The following is a 20,371-nucleotide window of genomic DNA, read 5'->3' as shown; positions in this document are numbered from 1 at the left end:
CGGCGCGCGCGACCGCTTCCCGTGGATTGATGGGCGCCGGCGCCGCTCACCTGCCCATGCGAATCATCGTCCACGGCGGCGCCGGCGGCACCCCCGACGAACCCGAACCGCGGCAAGAAGTGCTCGACGAGGCCGCGGAAACCGGCGCAGCCGAGTCCGATCCGGTCGACGCCGTCGAGGCGGCGGTGAACGTCCTCGAAGCGTCCGACCGTTTCAACGCCGGCTACGGCGGCGCGGTCCAGTCCGACGGCGCGGTCCGGACCGACGCCGGCCTGATGACTTCCGACCGTGAGACCGGCGCCGTCGCCAGCATGGACGGCGTACGGGACGCGATCTCCGCCGCACGGGTCGTGATGGAGGAGACGCCCCACATCTTCGTCGCCGGCGAGCACGCCGTCGATCTCGCCGACGAGTTCGGCGTCGAAACCGACGTGGATCTCCTGACACCCGAAAAACGCGAGGAGTACGCGGACGAGGACCCGCCGACAGCGGGGCCGAAAGCCCACCTCGAGTGGCTCGAAGAACGCTTCGGCGGCCACGACACCGTCGGCGCCGTCGCCTTCGAGGACGGCGAGTTCGCCGCCGCCACCTCCACGGGCGGGCGTTCGTGGGCGCTCGCGGGGCGGGTCGGCGACGTGCCCCAGGTCGGCTCCGGGTTCTACTGTACGCCCGCCGGCGGCGCCTCCGCCACCGGCGCGGGTGAGGACATCGCGAAGGTGACGCTGACCCAGCGCGCGGTCGACAAGCTGGAAGCGGGCGCCGACGCCCAGACCGCCGCCGACGACGCGATCGCGGAGTTCGACGAGCTCACGGGCTCCTCGGCGGGCGTGATCGTCTGTGACGACGAGGGGACCGGTGCGGCGTTCAACTCCGACGCGATGCAGACGAGTACGGCGACGCGGTAGGGTCGCTTCGCGGCCGCACGCGGCCCCTCGTCCCGGTACGGCTGTCAATCGCCGCACGCGGCCCCTCGTCCCGGTACGGCTGTCGATCGCCGCGCACGGCCCTTTGTCCCGGAACCTCTTTCCCCGGCACAGGCCAATCGAACAGCCATGAGCTACGGCGATCTGAGCGAGGAGGCAGTCGAAAAGCACCACGAGGCCGGCGAGATCCTGGTCGAGGTGATGCAGGAGGCCCGAGAGCTGGTCGAACCCGGCGTGACCCATCTGGAGGTCGCGGAAACCGCCGAGGAGCGCATCGTCGAACTCGGCGGCGAGCCGGCGTTCCCCGTCAACATCAGCATCGACCACGAGGCCTCCCACGCGACCCCGGAGGCCGACGACGACACCGAGTTCGGCGAGGACGACATGGTCTGTCTCGACATCGGCGTCCACGTCGACGGCTACATCGCCGACTCGGCGGTCACCGTCGACTTCTCGGGCAGCGACGAACTGGTCGAAGCCGCCGAACAGGCGCTCGACGCCGCGCTCGACGAGGTCGAAGCCGGCGCCGAGGTCGGCGTCGTGGGCGGGGCTATCGAGGACGTGATCGACGGCTACGGCTACTCGCCCGTGCTCAACCTCTCCGGTCACGGGCTCGGCCACTACGACGCCCACACGGGGCCGTCGATCCCGAACCGCGGCGTCGATCGCTCCGCCGAACTGGAAGCCGGCCAGGTGGTCGCGATCGAACCGTTCGCCACCGACGGCAGCGGCAAAGTTGGCGAGGGGAGCCACGAGCAGATCTTCGAACTGCAGGAGGAGCGCTCGGTGCGAGACCGCGCCGCCCGGCAGGCGATGGACCAGATCGTCAGCGAGTTCGACGGCCTCCCGTTCGCCGAGCGCTGGCTCGACACCCCGCGGCCGTCGATGGCGCTGCGCCGCCTGAAAGCCGACGGCGCCGTCAAGGGCTACCCCGTGCTCCAGGAGAACGAGGGCACCCTCGTCTCACAGGCCGAGCACACCCTGATCGTCACCGAGGACGGGTACGAACTGACGACCGCCGGGCTGTTCGAGTAGCTAGTCGGTCTCGCCGACCGAAAAACGACGGCGCCGAAGCGCCGTTCCGACGCATAGCCGGCATCGCTCGTCGTCGGGCCCCACACCCGCGACGGCCACTGCCGGGGGTTACGCGTTGTTCATCCGCGTCGCCGTCTGGGAATCGCACGTCTGACAGACGGCCACGCGGTACGGCTCCCTGGAGAACTCCGAGTTCTCCTGTTGATCGCTCTCGGTCCGGATCTCGACCCGGACGTCGTGGATCGTCTCCCCGTCACACTCCGGACAGCTCTCTCGAACGTTGTCAGGATCGGAGGGTTGAGTGGCCATGCGCCCGCCCTTTCTCGGAGGAGTCTGATAAAGGCGGCGCTAATTGGTCTGACAGGACGGCGCCGAAACTGGGCAAATCGACCGTCTCACGCCGAATGCCGGCCGTTCGTCGATCGAGCAGCCGTCCGTGTCCGTCTGGCGGGCGTCGGATACGCGTCAGACATACGCCAGGGGACTGATACACGTTACGGCGAACCAGTTCACGGCCGCGGCGGCTCGCCGTCGTAGGCGTCGAGGTCGGCGTAGAAGTTCAGCATCCCGAACTTCACCTTCTCGGGGTTCATGTCGATGAGTTCGTCGCGTTCCTCCTCGGGGAACGTGTCCCGGACGGAGAACCGACCCATGTCCGCGCGCGTGTAGCGCTTGTCCGCGAGGACGCGCACCCCGAAGTCGTCGGGCGAACGAATCACCCGCCCCAGCGCCTGCCGGGTCTTGCGGACCGTCGGGATTTCGACGGCGTAGCGCCAGCCGGCCTGGTTCCGGTCGCCGTAGGCGCGGTCGTAGGCGTCCTGCACCGCTTCCAGTCGGTCGTCGATGTGGGGTACGGGACGCCGACGACGGCGACGCTCCGGGCGGCGTCGCCGTCGAAGCTCACCCCCTCCGCGAGCGTCCCCCACAGCGACGTGAACAGCCCGGCGTTCTCGCTCGCCACGAACCGCTCCCGGAGGTCGTCGGTGTCAACGTCCGAACCGTCGAGCATGAGCGCCGCGTCGCCGCCGTCGGCGTCGCCCACGGGGCGGCCGTCGCCGCCGCCCAGGCGCTGGTAGTAGCGCTCGGCCTCGGCGTAGGAGGGGAAAAACAGGAGCGTGTTCCCGGGCGTGAACTCGACGAGATCGGAGACGACCCCGGAGACTGACTCCTGAACCGCCGGGTCGCCGCGGTCGCTGGCGAACAGCGGCGGCGTGCCGGCGGCGTACGTCCGGCGGTGCCCCTCGGGGTACTCCAGCCCGTACGCCATCGTCACGGGATCGTCTAGCCCCAGCACGTCGGCGGCCACGTCGAAGGGGCGCAGCGTCGCCGACATCAGGACGCTCGCGTACACCTCGTCGAACAGCGCCTCGGTCACGCGGCGCGGGATGCACGTGTACAGCTCCGCACGGCCGTATATCTCGTCGGTGGCCTCGTTCCGGCGCACTGAGACAACGGGGTACTGGCCGAGTTCGGCGTTCTCGTCCATCCAGATCGAGAGGAACCGGGCGGCCGCGAGCGTCGCGCTCTCGGCGCGGGAGGTCGCGTCGCCGTTCTTGTACGCCTCCTCGTACTCCTCGTCGATCGCCTCGCCCAACTGGACCGCGAGTTCGATCTCGGTGTCGATCCCCCTTCCCTCGTAGTTCCGGAGGAACGCGAGCGTCAGGTCGTCGCGGGCGTCGTCGTTGGCGATGGGGACGTCGTGCCAGTGCTCGTCGATCCCCTCCCGCTCCCCGTACTCGAAGCCGTCCTCGTAGGCGTCGACGAGCGCGTCACGGAACGCGCCGACGACGTTCTCGGCGGCGTCGGCCCGGGAATCCTCCCGGTCGTTGAGTTCGTCCAGCGCGCTGTCGAGCGTGTTCTCCGTGAGGCTCCGACTCGCGTGGTCCCGGGCGGCGGACTCGATGTTGTGGGCCTCGTCGAACACGGTGACGACGCGTTCGGGCTCCCGGTCCAGCCACCGGAAGAACTGCTCGCGGATGGTGGGGTCGAGCAGGTGGTGGTAGTTACAGACCACCAGATCGACCGCCTCCATCCCCTCTTTCAGCAGTTCGTACCCGCAGAGGTCGTGCTGGTCAGCGTACTCGTAGATCTCCTCGGGCGTCCGAACGCCGTCGTACAGCCACTCGTAGAACTCGTCGTTGTCGCCCAGCAGGTTGTTCCGGTAGTGCTCACAGACGTTCGTCCCCTCGACGGCGTCGATGCGTTCCTCGACGGCCTCCAGCTCCTCCATCACCGCCTCGCGGCGCTGAGCGGCGGCGGCGTCGCCCTCGCGGCTGGCGTCCAACAGCTCGCGCTGTTGCTGTTCGAGTTCGCGCTTCTCGGCCTGGTCCTCGACCAGTTCGCGCGTGGTGTCACGCAGCGTCTGACACTCCTGGTAGTCGACGCCGATGTGACACATTGACGACTTCCCCTTGAACACGACCGCACGGATGTCCTCCTCGTCGTTTATCGCGCGGGCCTCCTCGACGAACTGGCGCATCTGCTGGTGGACGTTGGTCGTGATGACGACGGTCCGGTCCTCCTCGCGGGCGTGCTCCAGCGCGGGTACCAGCGCTGAGAGCGTCTTGCCAGTCCCGGGCGCGCCCTCGAACAGCACGTCGTCGCCGTCGTCCAGCGCGGCGGCGATGCGGGTCATCGCCTCCCCCTGGTTTGGGTAGGGGCTCTCGTACGGGAAGAACCGGCGTGTCGTCTCTGCCACGGGCGGGATTGGGTGGCTATCGGCCTAAAAGGCTCGGGGCGAGGCCGGGACACTCCGAACGGAGTGAGGAGGCAAACGGCCTCGTATGCGAACGGCGAGCGGAGCGAGCCGTGGGTGGGCGGGATGCGAGTGGTCCCCCGGCTCAAAAAGAACGGGAAGGTAACCACCCGCAAGCGAACCGTTCACACCCCTCCGTTTCGACTGGAGATCAGTCCACCAGTTCGATCAGGAGTTCGAGCATCTCCCCGTCCCCCTCGCGCTGGAGCAGGACGTAGAGGGTTCCCAGCACCACGAGCAGTACGATCGCGGCGATCAGGATCTCGACCAGTCCGATCTCCATTGGCATCGAACGGGTCCGCCGGCGAGACCGAAGAGCGTGGTGGCCGATTCAGACCCCGAGGGCGGCGCCGTTGCCGGTGAGGACGAACACGAGCGCGATCCCCAGCGCCGCCGCCGGCGGGATGGAGGCGTTGTCGTCGACGACGTAGCCCGCGATCACCGGCGTCACGCCGTCGGCCAGCGTCGCGCCCGCGGCGCCGACGGCGGCGGCCGCGAGCCCCGCCAGCAGCGGAGTGGCCGCCGTCGTAAACGGCGCCGCGAGCGCGAAGCAGACGAGAAACATCACGCCGAGGACGCCCGCCTGTTTGGCGGTGCCGGCGTCGTTCGAGCCGAGATAGCCCGAGACGGGGTCGCCGATGATCAGCATCAGCATCGCCGGGAGCGCGACCGCGGGGGCGAAGACGAACGCCACCACCGTCTGGGAGTAGGCGTACAGCGCGTAGCCCGCGACGTTCTCGCGCTCGTACTCGCGGGCCAGCGTGTCGAACAGCGGCCACTGGTAGTCGAGCACCAGTCGGACGAACTCGAGCACCGAGACGGCCACGGAGAGGCCGACCAGCAGCAGCCGGACCTGCGGCCAGTCGACCAGCCCGAGCAGGTACAGCGCCGGGATGCCGATCCCCGAGGCGTGCACGCCGCGGCGCCCGAGTTCGCTCATCCGTCGACGGGTTCGACGGTTTCGTACCGGGCCAGTACGGTCTCGAAGTCGGCCTCCCCCTCGTGGAGCGCCTCGAGCTGGCCGACCAGTTCACCGATCGGGATGCGGGCCTGTGCGCCCGTGTCGCGGTCCCGCAGCGTCACGGTCTCGGGATCGTCCTCGAGCCCGTCGCGGTCGACGGTGACACAGAACGGCGTGCCGACCTCGTCCTGTCGGCGGTAGCGCCGGCCGATCGAGCCCGAGTCGTCCCGGGTGGCGTCGAAGCCCGCCGCCCGGAGCGTCGAGACGATCTCGCCCGCCGTCTCGAGCAGCGGCTCGTGGTTGCTCACGAGCGGGAACACCGCCACGTCCGTCGGCGCCATCTCGGGCGCGAACGAGAGGTAGTCCCGCGGTTCGCCGCCGAGCTCGTCGCGCTGAAGCCCGTGGTCGATCAGCGTGTAGACGGTGCGGTCCACGCCGAAGGAGGGCTCGATCACGTGCGGGACGATGTGCTCGCCCGCCTCGGTCTCCTCGACGACCTCGAAGTTCGCCACGTCGGTGTCGACGGTGTACGATTCGCCGTCGACCTCGACGGTGACCGCCTCGGCCTCGAACGCGTCGGGGTCCCGCTCCGCGAGCGTTTCGAGCGCCGCGGCGACCGCGCCGGCGTCGCCGCCGAACTCGGGGCCGAGCGTCGCCATGTCGGGCTCGACGCTGGGGCGTTCGACCGTGCGCGGCTCGTCGTACTGCTTGAACACGGTGAAGTTCTCGCCGCTGCCCGCGGCGTGTTTCGAGAGGTCGTAGTCGCTCCGGGTCGAGAAGCCGGCGATCTCGATCCAGTCGCCGCCGGCGCTCTCGACTTTGGCCTCGGCGTCCCAACAGTCCGCGGCGTAGTGGGCCCGCTCGCCCGGGAGATGCTGGCGGAAGCGGAGCTGCTCGGTGTCGACGCCGATGCGCTCGTACCACTCCTGGGCGACGCCGAGGTAGTAGGCGATCCAGTCCGAGGCGACGACGCCCTCGTCGACGGCCTCGCGGACGGTCAGCTCCTGGTACCCCTCGGCGGCGGGCGCGTCCGTCTGCTGCTCGGGCGCGGCGTAGAGCCGGAGCTCCACGTCCGCGACCTTCTCCAGGTCGGGGTCGTCGGTCTCCGGGTCGATGAACGTCTCCAGTTCGGCCTGGGTGAGTTCGCGCACCCGGATCAGGCCGCGACGCGGCGAGATCTCGTTGCGGTACGCCGGACCGATCTGGGTGACGCCGAAGGGGAGCTTGCCGCGAGCGTACTCCTTCAGCCGCGGGAACTCCACGAAGATGCCCTGTGCGGTCTCGGGCCGGAGGTAGCCAGGCTGGCCCGAGCCGGGGCCGATGCTCGTCTCGAACATGAGGTTGAACTCCTCGACCGCCTGGCCGCCGAGTTCGGCGCCACAGGCCGGACAGGTCAGGTCGTGTTCGGCGATGAGGTCGGCGACCGCTTCGGGGTCGAGCGCCTCGGCGTCCTCGAGATCGGTCGCGTCCTCGACGAGGTGGTCCGCGCGGTGGGACTCGCCACACTCCGGACACTCGACGAGCATGTCGTCGAACGTGTCGAGGTGGCCGGAGGCCTCGAACACGGGCTCGGGCATGATCGTCGGCGCCGCGATCTCTTCGTTGTCCTCCTTGAGCGCGAAGCGGTCGCGCCAGGCGGCCTCGACGTTGCGCTTCAGCGCCGCACCCTCCGGGCCGAACGTGTAGAAGCCGGCGGCGCCGCCGTACGCCGCCGCGGCCGCGAAGAAGAAGCCGCGGCGCTTGGCGAGTTCGGTAACGTCGTGCTCGCCCATCACAACGCCTCCAGCAGGTGCACGTCCCGGAGCATGCCGGCGAGTTCGCCGCCGCTAACGACCGGGATCTGTTCGATGTCGTTGGTGATCATCAGCTGTGCGGCCTCGACGGCGGACTTCCGCTTCGAGACGGTCACCACGTCCTCGGTCATGTACTCCGAGACGGGCTCGGCCGGGAGCTCGACGTTCCGGGTCGGCACGTAGCGGTTCCCGACGGACTTGATGCTCTCCCACTTCCAGTGCTCGTCGTCGCCGGCCATCGAGGCGCCGGCGTCCTCCTCGCCCTCGACGACCTCCGCGACGGCGACGATGTCGGGTTCGGTGAGCACGCCGGCCATCTCGGCGGTGTCGTCGAGTGCGACCGTGTATGGCACGTCGGCGAGCCCGATCTCTCGCTCCGCGACGGGGAGGGGCGTTCCCGTGTAGGTGGTGTTGACCGTGTCGCTACAGAGGTCGCCCACCTCGGCGTCGGTCGCGACTTTCTCGCGGGCCAGCGCGTGGATCACGTCGGTAATCGTGACGATGCCGACGAGGGTGCCGCCGTCGTCGGGTTCGACGACCGGAGCGCGCCGCGTGCCCGCTTCGAGCATCAGCGCCGCGAGTTCCTGGAGCGTCGCGTCGGCGGTCGTCGTCGGCACCTCCCGCATCAGGAGCGCGAGGTCGTCCTCGTCGGGGCGTTCGATCAGGTCGTCACGGGAGACCAGCCCGCGGTACCGCTCGCCCTCGTCTGTCGTGCGGACCACGGGGACCGAGGAGAACTCGCGTTCCTGCAGGTACTCGAGGGCATCGTCGCGCGAGCCCGGCAGCGAGACAGTCACGAGGTCGGACCCGGGCGTCATAGCGTCGGCTACCTTCATGGGGGCGTGTTCTCTTGGGCCCCTCTTGTACTCTGCGAAGGTGTGCGCGGTACTCGCAACCGCGCAGGAAGATCGTGTTCGAACACTGACAATCGTGGGGGTGGAACCGTGCGCTGGCCGAGTACAGTAAGCGCGACTGTCTCACCCTGGAGCCGGCGGTCGATAAACCATGAGAATCATAGTCAATGTTTCGACGGGTTTATGCCTCTGTGCGTGTGAGGCTATAGCATGGCACCGGGCACGGTTCACGGCGGTGACGACGTGATGGGCTCGCTGGACGACGCCGAGTTCGTTATCGCGGATCTCGGCCGCGAAGAGGCCTGGATCTCGGTAGCGGAGGGCGACGCACCAGTCGTCGCCGAGTGGGCGTAGCGCCCCCTCATCCCGCTTTTTCTCGATACTGTCCGCCGAGGTGGCTCTCGACGCAGCGCGACCGCGGCGGGAGTGAAGGTTTTTGTCCTCGTCGCCGCTTGTACACGCGTATGGATTACCGCGAACTCTCGCCCGACCGTGAGTTCCTCGCCCGCCTCGAGACCGGCGCCGACTGGCGCGAGGAGATCGAGTCGCTGGCGGTCGAGGAGGACGTCGACGCCGCCTGGTTCAACGCCATGGGCGCGGTGCAGGACGCCGTCGTCTGGTTCTACGACCAGCAGGAGGGCGAGTACGAGTCCGTGGAGTTCGAGGAGCCCCTGGAGGTGGCGGCCTGTGTGGGCAACGTCTCCATCCTCGACGGCGAGCGGTTCGCACACACCCACGCGGTGCTCTCGCGGCCGAGCGGGCAGGCGCTCGCGGGGCATCTCGACGCCGGGACGGTGTTCGCGGGCGAGGTGTACATGCGGACGTTCGAGGAACCGCTGGAGCGAACACACCACGAAGAGACTGATCTGGATCTCTGGCTGTGAGCCGGAACGGGCGGGGTGAGCGATGAGGGAGGACGACGAGCGCTACTTCGAGCGCATCGAGGACCAGCTCGACGACGCGTTCGACCGCGCCGAAGCCGCCCGCGAACAGGGGAGAGATCCCCAGCCGGAGATCGAAATCCCGGTCGCGAAGGACATGGCCGACCGCGTCGAGAACATCCTCGGCATCCCCGGCGTCGCCGAGCGCGTCCGGGAGCTCGAGGGCCAGATGAGCCGCGAGGAGGCCGCCCTCGAACTCGTGGAGGACTTCGTCGACGGCAACGTCGGCGACTACGACAGCCGCGAGGGGAAGATCGAGGGCGCGGTCCGGACCGCGGTCGCCCTCCTCACGGAGGGGGTCGTCGCCGCGCCGATCGAGGGGATCGACCGCGCGGAACTGCTCCAGAACGACGACGGGACCGAGTTCGTCAACGTCTACTACGCCGGGCCGATCCGCTCGGCGGGCGGGACCGCACAGGCGCTGTCGGTGCTCGTCGCCGACTACGCCCGCTCGCTGCTCGGGATCGAGGAGTTCCACGCCCGCGACGACGAGATCGAGCGCTACGCCGAGGAGATCGCGCTGTACGAGAAGGAGACCGGGCTCCAGTACACGCCGAAGGACAAGGAGACGAAGTTCATCGCCGAGCACATGCCGATCATGCTCGACGGCGAGGCCACCGGCGACGAGGAGGTCTCGGGGTTCCGGGATCTCGAGCGCGTCGACACCAACTCCGCCCGCGGCGGGATGTGTCTCGTCATGGCCGAGGGGATCGCGCTGAAGGCGCCGAAGATCCAGCGCTACACGCGCCAGCTCGACGAGGTCGACTGGCCGTGGCTGCAGGACCTCATCGACGGCACCTACTACGACGGCGCCGCCGACGACGGGAGCGACGAGGGCGACGAGGCGGCGGCCGCCGACGACGGCGACGCGGAGGCGGACGCCGACGAACCGGCCGAGCCCGAGGGGCCGGTCCGAGCCGAGTCCGCGACCAAGTACCTCCGGGACCTGATCGCCGGCCGGCCGGTGTTCGGCCACCCCTCCGAATCAGGCGGCTTCCGCCTGCGCTACGGCCGCTCGCGCAACCACGGGTTCGCGACCGCGGGCGTCCACCCGGCGACGATGCATCTCGTCGACGACTTCCTCGCGACGGGGACCCAGATCAAAACCGAACGCCCCGGGAAGGCCGCCGGCGTCGTCCCGGTCGACTCGATCGAGGGGCCGACGGTCAAGCTCGCCAACGGCGACGTGCGCCGGATCGACGACCCGCAGGAGGCGCTCGACGTGAGAAACGGCGTCGACGAGATCCTCGACCTCGGCGAGTACCTCGTCAACTACGGCGAGTTCGTCGAGAACAACCACCCGCTCGTGCCGGCGTCGTACAGCGTCGAGTGGTGGGAACAGGAGTTCGACGACGCCGGCGCCGACGTGCAGGCGCTCCGGGACGACCCCCACGTCGACCTCGACGAGCCCGACCCCCGGACGGCGCTGGACTGGGCCGAGCGCTATGACTGCCCGATCCACCCCGAGTACACCTACCTCTGGCACGACGTGACCGTCGCCGAGTACGACGCGCTGGCGGCCGCCGCCGCCGACGGGGAGATCGACGACGACGGGCTGCTGATCGAGCGGCGCGACGACGCCCAGCGCGCGCTCGAACGCCTGCTCGTCGAGCACACCGCGACAGAGGACACCCTCCGCGTGCCCGAGTACCGCCCGCTCCTCCGCTCACTTGGCGTGACCGCGGAACTGGAACGCGAGTGGCAGCCCGCGGACCTGAGCGAGCGCGCACGAACGTGGGGCGCAGCGGACGACGGGCCGGACGAGGCGGTCGCCGACGGCGGCCAACAGGCGCCGCCGTCCACGGGCTCCGACGACAGTCGACAGGCGCCACCGACCGCTGAGGCCGACACCGGGGTGGCTGTGCGAGACGAGTCCGACACGGCGGCCGAGGCGGAACACACCGAGGGGGCCGACTCGGTCCCACTCCCCGGCACGAACGCGATCGAGGCCGTGAACGAAGTCGCCTCCTTCGCGGTCCGGGAGCGTGCGCCCACCCGGATCGGCAACCGGATGGGCCGGCCCGAGAAGTCCGAGAGCCGCGACCTCTCGCCGGCGGTCCACACGATGTTCCCCATCGGCGAGGCCGGCGGCAGCCAACGCGACGTGGCCAAGGCCGCGAAGGACCGTACCGACGCCGGCCGCGGCGTGATCGAGGTCAGCCTCGGCGAGCGCGAGTGCCCAGAGTGTGGCGAACACACCTACGAGAACCGCTGTCCGGAGTGTGAGAGCCACACCGAACCGTACTACGAGTGCGACGACTGCGGGATCGAGGTCGAACCCGACGAGTCCGGCCGCGTCGTTTGCCCGCGCTGTGAGTGGGAGGTCGAGAGCCCCGAGGAACGGGTGATCGACCTCAATGCGATCTACCACGACGCCCTCGACAGCGTCGGCGAGCGCGAGGGGAGCTTCTCGATCCTGAAGGGGGTCCAGGGGCTGATGTCCGCCAACGAGACTCCCGAGCCGATGGAGAAGGGGGTCCTCCGGGCGAAACACGACGTGTCGTCGTTCAAGGACGGCACCGTGCGCTACGACATGACCGACCTGCCGGTCACCTCGGTCCGGCCCGAGGAGCTCGACACCACCGCCGCGGAGTTCCGCCGACTCGGCTACGAGACCGACGTCGACGGCGAGCCGCTGCGGCACGACGACCAGCTGGTCGAGCTGAAGGTACAGGACATCGTCCTCCCCGACGGCGCGGCCGAGCACATGATGCGGACGGCGGACTTCGTCGACGACCTGCTGGAGGAGTTCTACGGGCTGGAGCCGTTCTACGGGGTTGAGGAGCGCGACGACCTCGTGGGCGAACTCGTGTTCGGGATGGCGCCGCACACCTCCGCCGCGGTGGTCGGGCGCGTCGTTGGGTTCACGAGTGCGGCCGTCGGCTACGCGCACCCGTACTTCCACGCGGCGAAGCGGCGGAACTGCTTCCACCCCGAGACGAAGGTGTGGTTCCGCGACGAGAGCGAGTCGTGGCACCACGACGAGATTCGGACGCTCGTCGAGGATCGGCTCAACCCCGAAACCGCCGACGAGGACGACTTCGGGACGCTGGTGCAGGAACTCGACGGCGACGTGTTTGTTCCGTCAATCGACGCCGACGGCGACGAGGTCGTCAAGCCCGTCGAGGCGGTGAGCAAGCATCCCGCACCGGAGCACATGGTCCGCGTCGAGACCCGGAGCGGTCGGGAGATCACGGTGACGCCGGATCACGAACTCTGTCGGTGGACCAGTGGCGTCGAGTCGATCGTCGCCACCGAAATCGAAGTCGGCGACGAGATCCCCGTGCCTTCGACTGGGACGGGCGAACAGCCTGCCAGCATCCGGGGCGACGCCGAGACGGCGGTAATCGCCGACGGCGGCGCACCCGTGACCGACGAGGTGGCCACTGTCGAGTACGTCGAAGCCGAAAGTGACCATACCTACTGCCTCACCGTCGAGGAGACACACACGCTCGTCGCGAACGACATGTACTCCGCCCAGTGCGACGGCGACGAGGACTGCGTCATGCTCCTGCTGGACGGCCTGCTCAACTTCTCGAAGGAGTTCCTCCCCGACCAGCGCGGGGGCCGGATGGACGCGCCGCTGGTGATGTCCTCACGGATCGACCCCTCGGAGATCGACGACGAGGCCCACAACATGGACATCGTCCGGCAGTACCCCCAGGAGTTCTACGAGGCGACCCTCGAGATGGCCGACCCCGGCGAGGTCGAAGAGCTGATCCAGCTCGGTGAGGACACGCTCGGCACCGACGACGAGTACCGCGGCTTCGACCACACCCACGACACCAGCGACATCGCGCTCGGGCCGGATCTCTCGGCGTACAAGACGCTGGGCGACATGGAGACGAAGATGGACGCCCAGCTCGAACTCTCCCGAAAGCTCCGCGCCGTCGACCAGACCGACGTGGCCGAGCGAGTGATCGAGAACCACTTCCTGCCGGACCTGATCGGCAACCTCCGGGCGTTCTCTCGGCAGGAGACGCGCTGTCTGGACTGTGGCGAGAAGTACCGCCGGATGCCGCTCACCGGCGACTGTCGGGAGTGTGGCGGCCGGATGACGCTGACCGTCCACCGCGGCTCCGTGAACAAGTACATGGACGTGGCTATCGAGGTCGCCGAGGAGTACGGCTGCCGGGACTACACGAAACAGCGGTTAGAGGTGCTCGAACGCTCGCTGGAGTCGATTTTCGAGAACGACAAGAACAAACAGAGCGGCATCGCGGACTTCATGTAGTAGTTCCAAAAAAAATATCCGACCTCAGTTTCGAATCTGACTGTGTCCTGTCGATTCCGCCCCGCCGTCGTCGGCGCCACGCTCTGGCTGACGACAGTCATCCTCCTCCAGGCCCAGTTCGTCATCCGTCGCGGCGTCGCTATCGGTGAACTGGGTCCGCTTGTTGGCGTTCTGCACGAACCTACCGGTAGTGGCCTCGCGCTACTCGTGGGTTCCGTCTCGGTCGCGCTCCCAACACTCGCCCTCGTGCAGATTCAGTGCGACACTCATGTACTCGGGGGCGAAGTCACCGCTGGGAGTATCGGACCGCTCGTTCTCTATTCTGGATTGGCGGGTACTGGCCTCGCTCACGCCTATCTGCTGCTTCGCACGCCCGCACGACTGGCCGCTGTCGAACTCTACACGGTGACACTGGCAACGACGTTGCTCTCGGTCGTCACCCTCGCGTTTGCGTCGGTTCGACGGTAGATCCACCCCGCCGCCGTCTTTCTCGCCTCAGCGACCCAAGGTGAATCCTGTGAGCGAGAAACGCACGGTCACCATTGGCGCAGAGGTGTACGACCGTGACGGGACGAAACTCGGCAGCATTCGCGGCCTGACCGACGACGGCTTCGCCATCACCACCCGGGAGGGGATCCGGGCGCTCTCGATCGACCACGACGGCGCGGGCCACGAGTTCGGCGAGGCCGAACTGCTGTCGCGCTGTGCGGACTGCGGCGAACTCCGCAACATCGAGGAGCTTCCCGGGGAGTGTCCGGACTGCGGCGCCGATCGGACCGCGCTGTACTACTGGACCGAGGGCTGAGCAGTCGCGCGCCGTGGTCGGTTTTACACAGTCACGGAAACAGCTCCGGGCGATCGGCCGTCGCCGATCGCTGGTCGCGTGCCGTGGCTGGTGTCACTCCATATACCCGAGATCCTGCAACCGATCCTGGATCTCCTCGTCCATCCCTCGACGGCGTCGTCGGTGATCTCGCCCGCGGCGGCGCTGGTCCAGGCGCCGCCGATCTCGTTCTCGAAGATCGCGAGTTCGCCCTCCACGTCGTCGATCGTCTCGTCGTCGACGCCCGCCAGGTTCTCCGTCTCGTCGGGGTCCTCGTCCAGTCGGTACGCTTCGTCCTCGATCCGGTCGATCCGGACGTACTTCGCGTCGGCCCGGCGGGCGGCGCGCATGCGTGCGTAAAACCGCGAGTCCTCGTCGAGGTCGATCCCGGCGTCGGCGGCTTTCTCCTCCAACTGCTTGAGTTCGACCACCGGACGGGAGTACTCGATGAACCCAGTTTCGCCGTCGGGCGCGGCCTGCTGTGCGGGGTCGGCGTCGTCGACGCCGTCGAACGCGCGGTACTCGTCGGCGAGCAGCGAGCGAGTGCGGTCGAGCGGCACCGCCTCCTCGTCGGCGGCCGTCGCGGCCGCGTCGGCGTCGAACGTGTCGAGCACGGTGTGGTAGAGATCGATCAGTTCGACCGTCTCCTGGCGGCGCCCCTGCTCGATTTCGGGGTGTTTGACCATCAGCGGGACGTTGACGAGCGGGTCGTAGAGGCCGAACTCGTGGCCGTAGAGGCCGTGTTCGCCGTGGAGTTCGCCGTGGTCCGCACAGACGACCACCGCGGTGTCGTCCCAGCGGTCGGTCGCCTTCAGCCAGTCGAACAGCCTGGTGAGCTGGCTGTCGATGTGGGCGATCTCGGCGTCGTACAGCCCGCGGATCTCCTCCCACTCGTCGTCGTCGATCTCCCGAGCGCCGGAGTTGTACAGCTTCGAGTTCTGGCAGACCTCGGTGGAGTCGACACCCGGCGCGAACTCCTCGCCGAACTCCTCGGGCGGGTGGTACGGCAGGTGGGCGTCCATGAGGTTGATGAAGGAGAACCAGCCGTCGTCGTCGCCCGCCTCCGCCGCTTCGACGAACTGCTTCGTGCGGTCGATGACGCGGGGAGTCTTCGAGTCGGCGCCCTCGCCGGAACTCAGGTACTCGTGGGCGGTGTTGCCCGCGCTGACGATCATGTCCGCCAGCTTCCGGAGTCGGGGGTTGTCGTTGAGCACCTGCCACATCCGCGCCAGCGGGCCCGAGAGCAGGTCGCCCGGCATCACCTCGAAGAAGTTGTCCTGGTCGTCGAACCCGTCGGTGAGGTGGGTGTAGGGGGTGATCCAGGCGTTCGAGGAGTAGCAGGCGGTCTCGTGGCCCGCCGCCGAGAGCGACTGCGCGAGCGTCGTCGCCCCTCCAGATAGGGGTTCTCCTGGTCGGCGCCGTGGCGTGAGGGGTACATCCCGGTGAAGATGGAGGCGTGGACCGGGAGCGTCCACGGGGCGGGGGCGACGGCGTTGTCGAAGACGGTCGCCTCCTCGGCGAACTCGTCGAGCCCCGGCGTCGTGTCACGGTGGTAGCCGTACGGGCCGAGGTGGTCCTTCCGGACCGTGTCCATCACCACGAAGAGGACGTTCGACGGCGAGCCGCTGGTCATACCCCGAGTAGTGGCCGTAGGGCGGATAAGTTTCCTGTTCCGTGCCGGCCGCGGGCTAGAACCGCGCCGGATCGAACGCCGAGAGATCCGCCGTCGGCTCCTCGCCGGCGATCGACTGCGCGACCACCGCGCCGGAGTAGGGGCCCAGCGTCAGCCCCGTCGGCCCGTGGCCGGTGGCGACGTAGGCGCCGTCGACGCCCGGGATCTCGCCGAGTATCGGCAGCCCGTCCGGACTCCCGGGCCGGAGGCCGACCCGAACCTCCTCGAAGGTGGCCTCGGCGAGGCCGGGCGCGAGTCGGAGCCCCGAATCGAGCACGGTCTGCACGCCGCCGGCGGTGATCCGCGGGTCGAAACCGGCGTCGTGCTCGCGGGTGGCACCGACGACGATCCGGCCGTCCGCCCACGGCACGATGTAGTTGTCCGCGACGCTCCCGACGATCGGGAGGTCGCCCGGAGTTTCGAAGATGTCGCTCCCGTCGAGGTGGACGATCTGCCCCCGGATCGGGCTCACGGGCAACGAGCAGCCCAGATCGTCGCCGAACCCGCCCGACCACGCGCCGCCGGCGACGACGACCCGGTCCGCCTCAAGCCGGTCGCCGTCGACGACGACGCCAGAAACCGCCCCCTCGTCGGTGTGTATCGCCTCGACGCGCCCGTCGACGGCAGTGAGGCCAGCCGCCCGAGCCGCCCGATCGAGCGCGGCCGTGAGCATCGCGCCGTCGACGCGACCGGCGTCGGGGAACCGCAGCGCGCGTTCGACGCCCGAGAGCGCGGGGAACGCCGCCTCGGCTTCGGCGGGCGAGATCTCCTCGACGGACGCGCCCCGTCGCTGAGCGCGCGCCAGGTCGGTCTCGATCGTCTCTGCCTCGGCCGGCGTGCGCGCGATCGAGAGCATGTCGCCCCGCTTGTAGCCGTGGTCGTCGATCCCCGCCGCTTCGAGGCTGCTGATCAGCGCCGGGTAGTGAGCCGCGGCGAGTTCGGCGAACGCGAACCAGTCGTCGTTCTCGCGCCGGCTACTGGTTGGTGGGGAGATGATCCCCGCGCCCGCGGCGGTCGCGCTCCCCGCCCGGTCCTCGTCGACCAAAACCGTCTCGATTCCCCGGTCCACGAGCTGGTAGGCGGCCGCCGTGCCGACGATGCCGCCGCCCACGACGACCACGTCCGTCCGTTCGAGCATGCGGGTCGGTTCGACGGTGGGGGCAAAACGGTTGCGCCCGTCGGGGGTCCGGGGGCGAGTCGGTCGCCGACTGTTACTCGATCCGCGCGCGGCCGCTGGTCGCCGACTGGATCCGGTCGCGTAGCTCGTCGCTCTCGGTGACCGGCGCCGACACGTCGAAGGCGACCTCGGCCTCGTAAGCGGCGTCGAACTCACAGTCCGCGCCGTCGAGAATCCCCCGGACGGTGCCGGAGTCGTCGTACTCGACGGTGACGGTGAAGCGGTGACGGGGGCGGACCGCCTCGACGCCCGCGTCGTCCACGGCCTCCTTCACCGCCCGGGAGTAGGCGCGGGCGAGGCCGCCGACGCCGAGGTTGGTGCCGCCGTAGTAGCGCGTCACGACCGCGACGACGTTCCGGAGGTCGCGCTGCTGGAGCACGTTCAGCGCGGGCTTGCCCGAGGAGCCCGTCGGCTCGCCGTCGTCGCTCTGGTACTCGCGGATCAGCACCTCGTTCACGCGGTCGGGAGCCGTGTCACCCGCCGGCACGCGGTAGGCCGGGACGTTGTGCGTCGCGTCGTCGTACCGCTCGCGGACGGCGTCGACGAACGATTCGGCCGCGTCGACGCTGTCGGCGCGGTCGACGTGGCCGATGAACTCCGAGCCGCGGATCTCGAAGCGGGCCTCGCCGCGGCCGGCGACGGTGCGGAACGGCTCGGGGTCGGTCATTCAGAAGCTCACTTCCCGGACGTGGGGGAGGTCGCGGACACGTTTCAGCAGTTTACCGGAGGGGTCGGTGTCGAGGATCAGGTACAGCATCGGCTCGTCAGCGAACTCGGGGTCGTCGGAGAGCACCTGCCGGATCGACAGCCCCTCGTCGGCGACGACCTCGGTGACCCGGGCGACGATGCCCGCGGCGTCGGCGTCGGTTGGTTTCACCCGGACGACGGTGAAGTCGAGCACGGGGGCGAGATCCATCAGGCTCGGCACCGCCGAGATGTTCCGGAAGATGTCCCGGAGCTCGTCGTCGTCGAGCAGCGCCTGGGTGGTGGAGTCGACGACGCGCCGATCGACGTCGATCTCGCGGGCGATCTGGGTGTTGGGGATCTCGATCTCGCCGGAGACGACCCGCCCCTCGTCGTTGATCGAGAAGCCGCGTTCGAGCAGGAGCCGCACCACCGCCTGCTGGGAGGGCGACCCCTCGAACTTCTCCATGATCTCGTCGAACACGTTTGCCGGAGGAACACTCGGTGGAGAGTTAAACCCACTCTTCCGGCCGTGGCCGCGGACGACACGGCTTTTTTCACCGCCGGGGTCGACGCCCGACTATGGCCGACCTCCAGTCGTGTTACTTCTGTGCGAGTCCGGACGACGTGGGCGAGTACGCCGTGGTTCCCCCGCGCCTCGGCGGCGGCGACCGCTCGGTTGCACTCTGTCCGGACTGCAAGACGAAGCTGCTTCGGGTGATGGAGCCGCTGATCGAGCGTGCGGAAGCGGGCGCCGACGCCGGCGACGACGAGCGGGTCGACGACGCGGCCGGGATCACGATGGACGCGTCGGCCGGGAGTGATACCGGCGGGGCCAGTGCCGATCCCGCGGACTCGGCGGCAACCGGTGCCACGCCGTCGACGCCCGCGGCGGACGACGACACGCCGCCACAGTACGACCGCGCGATGCGGATGCTCTCGAACCGCCCGTTCCCGGTCGACCGTAGCGAGGTGGAGTCGATACTCGCGAACGCCTACGACCTCGAACGCGAGGAGATCGACGCGGTGCTCGACCACGCCGTCGACGAGGGGCGGCTGGTCGCGGAGGACGGCCAGCTCCGGGAGCCTTAGAGCGTCTCCTTCGTGCTCGGCGTGTCGCTCCGGCGCTCGTCGAGCCGGGTGGCGTCGTCGAGCGCGCGGGCGAGCCCCTTGAACAGCGCCTCGACCTCGTGGTGGGCGTTCTGCCCCTCGACATCACAGTGGAGCGTGAGCCCGGCGTGCTGGCCCAGCGAGCGCGCGAAGTGCCGGGCGAGCACGCTGGTGAACCCGCCGATCCGCTCCTGGGAGAACTCGCCGTCGAACCGGAAGTACGGCCGGCCGGACACGTCGACGACGACGCTCGCCTGCGACTCGTCCATCGGGACGCGGCGATCGGCGAAGCGACGGATGCCCGCGCGGTCGCCCAGCGCCTCGTCGAACGCCTGCCCGAGGACGATCCCCACGTCCTCGACGGTGTGGTGGTCGTCGATCTCGAGGTCGCCGTCGCAGCGCAGTTCGAGGTCGAACAGCCCGTGGCGGGCGAAGGAGTCGAGCATGTGGTCGAGGAAGCCGACCCCGGTGTCGACCTCGCTCTCGCCGTCGCCGTCGACGGCGAGGCTGCACTCGATCGCTGTCTCGGCGGTCTCGCGGGTGACGGTCGCGTGCCGGTCGCTCATGGGCGGACACGCGGGCGCGGGGAGGAAAGCGGTTGTGCTTGGCCGAACTCAGCGATCCATCGCCTCGCGCAGCGAGAAGCGACCTTCGTACAGCGCCGTGCCGACCACAACGGCCGCCGCGCCGGCGTCTCGCAACGCGGCCACGTCGTCCAGATCCGTCACGCCGCCGCTGGCGACGACCGGGATGTCGACGGCGCCGACGACGCGCTCGACAGCCTCGCGGTCGATCCCCGAGAGCTGGCCCTCCACGTCGACGTTGGTGAACAGGATCGAGCCCGCACCCAGTTCCTCGTAGCGCGCCGCGGCCGCGGCCGGGTCGAGGCCGGTCCCCTCGGTCCAACCGGAGACGACGACCTCACCCGCCTTCGCGTCGAGACTCACCATCACGCTGCCCGGGTGCGTCTCGGAGATCTCCTCGACGATCCCGGGGTTCTCGACCGCCGCGGTGCCGAGGATCACGCGGTCGACGCCGGCGTCGAGTAGGCTCGTCGCGTCCGCGACGGTTCGGATGCCGCCGCCGACCTGGACGGCCACGTCGTCGCCGGTGGCGTCGACGATGGCCGCGATGGCGTCGGCGTTCGCACGCTCGCCCTCGAACGCGCCGTCGAGATCGACGAGGTGGAGCGTCGCCGCGCCTTCGTCCAGCCAGCGCTCCGCAGCGGCGACCGGGTCGCCGTAGCGTGTCCCGGAGTCGCGCTCGCCCGCCACCAACTGGACCGCCTCGCCCTCCTGTACGTCGACCGCGGGGATCACCTCGAACGTCGGGAACTGGCTCACACGGGATGCTGGGGCGCCGCTCGCTTAGCCGTGCCGGAAGCGGGGCTCGACGGGACGGGGCGGCCC

General features: G+C 69.3%; 18 protein-coding genes and 2 pseudogenes. 8 read left to right on the top strand and 12 right to left on the bottom strand.

Annotation, left to right across the window (positions count from 1 at the left end; genetic code table 11):
* Positions 1 to 56 precede the first annotated feature (56 nt).
* The gene (locus tag SY89_RS02420; RefSeq protein WP_054583009.1) at positions 57 to 905 is read left to right on the top strand and encodes an isoaspartyl peptidase/L-asparaginase; all 849 of its coding nucleotides are present in this window, start codon (positions 57 to 59) and stop codon (positions 903 to 905) included.
* Positions 906 to 1,052: 147 nt separating this feature from the next.
* Positions 1,053 to 1,958 (top strand): type II methionyl aminopeptidase, encoded by a 906-nt coding sequence (gene map / locus SY89_RS02415; RefSeq protein ID WP_054583008.1) that lies wholly within the window; start codon positions 1,053 to 1,055, stop codon positions 1,956 to 1,958.
* A 108-nt stretch (positions 1,959 to 2,066) separates the two neighbouring features.
* Here map and SY89_RS02410 read toward each other — a convergent pair whose 3' ends face one another.
* From SY89_RS02410 to SY89_RS02390, 6 genes and pseudogenes are all read right to left on the bottom strand, one after another.
* Entirely contained in the window at positions 2,067 to 2,267 is a 201-nt protein-coding gene (locus tag SY89_RS02410; RefSeq protein WP_049981625.1) for a DUF7835 family putative zinc beta-ribbon protein, read from the bottom strand.
* A 200-nt stretch (positions 2,268 to 2,467) separates the two neighbouring features.
* Positions 2,468 to 4,593 (bottom strand): annotated as a pseudogene (locus SY89_RS02405) (ATP-dependent DNA helicase).
* Between the two features lie 271 nt (positions 4,594 to 4,864).
* Positions 4,865 to 5,002, bottom strand: coding sequence for a hypothetical protein (locus SY89_RS17020; RefSeq protein WP_189319097.1), 138 nt, complete (start codon positions 5,000 to 5,002; stop codon positions 4,865 to 4,867).
* Positions 5,003 to 5,044: 42 nt separating this feature from the next.
* Positions 5,045 to 5,653: a hypothetical protein gene (locus SY89_RS02400; RefSeq protein ID WP_054583007.1), complete on the bottom strand. Its 609-nt coding sequence runs from the start codon at positions 5,651 to 5,653 to the stop codon at positions 5,045 to 5,047.
* Complete coding sequence (gene glyS, locus SY89_RS02395; protein ID WP_054583006.1) at positions 5,650 to 7,446, bottom strand: glycine--tRNA ligase; 1,797 nt, start codon at positions 7,444 to 7,446, stop codon at positions 5,650 to 5,652. The genes SY89_RS02400 and glyS overlap by 4 nt, the downstream gene beginning before the upstream one ends.
* Positions 7,446 to 8,303, bottom strand: a complete 858-nt coding sequence (locus SY89_RS02390; protein WP_054583005.1) for a CBS domain-containing protein — start codon at positions 8,301 to 8,303, stop codon at positions 7,446 to 7,448. Before SY89_RS02390 ends, glyS begins: the two co-directional genes overlap by 1 nt.
* Before the next feature lie 228 nt (positions 8,304 to 8,531).
* Between SY89_RS02390 and SY89_RS17015 the strand changes: the two genes are divergently transcribed.
* From SY89_RS17015 to SY89_RS02370, 5 genes are all read left to right on the top strand, one after another.
* Positions 8,532 to 8,675 (top strand): DUF7556 family protein, encoded by a 144-nt coding sequence (locus SY89_RS17015; RefSeq protein ID WP_189319096.1) that lies wholly within the window; start codon positions 8,532 to 8,534, stop codon positions 8,673 to 8,675.
* A 110-nt stretch (positions 8,676 to 8,785) separates the two neighbouring features.
* Positions 8,786 to 9,205, top strand: a complete 420-nt coding sequence (locus tag SY89_RS02385) for a PPC domain-containing DNA-binding protein (RefSeq protein WP_054583004.1) — start codon at positions 8,786 to 8,788, stop codon at positions 9,203 to 9,205.
* A gap of 22 nt (positions 9,206 to 9,227) precedes the next feature.
* A complete protein-coding gene (locus SY89_RS02380) occupies positions 9,228 to 13,496 on the top strand; it encodes a DNA-directed DNA polymerase II large subunit (protein WP_054583003.1) in 4,269 nt (1,422 codons plus the stop codon).
* A 42-nt stretch (positions 13,497 to 13,538) separates the two neighbouring features.
* Positions 13,539 to 13,964, top strand: a complete 426-nt coding sequence (locus SY89_RS17010; protein WP_054583002.1) for a hypothetical protein — start codon at positions 13,539 to 13,541, stop codon at positions 13,962 to 13,964.
* 49 nt (positions 13,965 to 14,013) lie between these two features.
* Positions 14,014 to 14,301, top strand: a complete 288-nt coding sequence (locus SY89_RS02370) for a DUF7130 family rubredoxin-like protein (RefSeq protein WP_054583001.1) — start codon at positions 14,014 to 14,016, stop codon at positions 14,299 to 14,301.
* A gap of 93 nt (positions 14,302 to 14,394) precedes the next feature.
* Here the strand turns inward: SY89_RS02370 and SY89_RS02365 are convergent.
* The 4 genes and pseudogenes from SY89_RS02365 to SY89_RS02350 form a co-directional block, all read right to left on the bottom strand.
* A pseudogene (locus SY89_RS02365) lies at positions 14,395 to 15,952 on the bottom strand (sulfatase).
* A 55-nt stretch (positions 15,953 to 16,007) separates the two neighbouring features.
* Positions 16,008 to 17,129 carry an NAD(P)/FAD-dependent oxidoreductase gene (locus SY89_RS02360; RefSeq protein ID WP_054583000.1) on the bottom strand — a complete coding sequence of 374 codons (1,122 nt, stop codon included), beginning with the start codon at positions 17,127 to 17,129 and terminating at the stop codon, positions 16,008 to 16,010.
* Positions 17,130 to 17,202: 73 nt separating this feature from the next.
* Positions 17,203 to 17,835: an IMPACT family protein gene (locus SY89_RS02355; RefSeq protein ID WP_054582999.1), complete on the bottom strand. Its 633-nt coding sequence runs from the start codon at positions 17,833 to 17,835 to the stop codon at positions 17,203 to 17,205.
* Positions 17,836 to 18,336, bottom strand: a complete 501-nt coding sequence (locus SY89_RS02350) for a hypothetical protein (RefSeq protein WP_054582998.1) — start codon at positions 18,334 to 18,336, stop codon at positions 17,836 to 17,838.
* A gap of 98 nt (positions 18,337 to 18,434) precedes the next feature.
* Here SY89_RS02350 and SY89_RS02345 point away from each other — a divergent pair, with 98 nt between their 5' ends.
* Positions 18,435 to 18,944, top strand: coding sequence for a hypothetical protein (locus tag SY89_RS02345; protein ID WP_054582997.1), 510 nt, complete (start codon positions 18,435 to 18,437; stop codon positions 18,942 to 18,944).
* Here the strand turns inward: SY89_RS02345 and hisB are convergent.
* Together hisB and hisA are read right to left on the bottom strand one after the other, a co-directional pair.
* Positions 18,941 to 19,528 (bottom strand): imidazoleglycerol-phosphate dehydratase HisB, encoded by a 588-nt coding sequence (gene hisB / locus SY89_RS02340; RefSeq protein WP_054582996.1) that lies wholly within the window; start codon positions 19,526 to 19,528, stop codon positions 18,941 to 18,943. The two genes, SY89_RS02345 and hisB, sit on opposite strands and share 4 nt — an antisense overlap.
* 48 nt (positions 19,529 to 19,576) lie before the next feature.
* Positions 19,577 to 20,305, bottom strand: a complete 729-nt coding sequence (gene hisA, locus SY89_RS02335; protein WP_054582995.1) for a 1-(5-phosphoribosyl)-5-[(5-phosphoribosylamino)methylideneamino]imidazole-4-carboxamide isomerase — start codon at positions 20,303 to 20,305, stop codon at positions 19,577 to 19,579.
* Positions 20,306 to 20,371 lie beyond the last annotated feature (66 nt).

This window comes from Halolamina pelagica (genome assembly GCF_001307315.1).
GTDB lineage: Archaea > Halobacteriota > Halobacteria > Halobacteriales > Haloferacaceae > Halolamina > Halolamina pelagica_B.
This window is presented reverse-complemented; position numbering and strand designations above follow the sequence as displayed.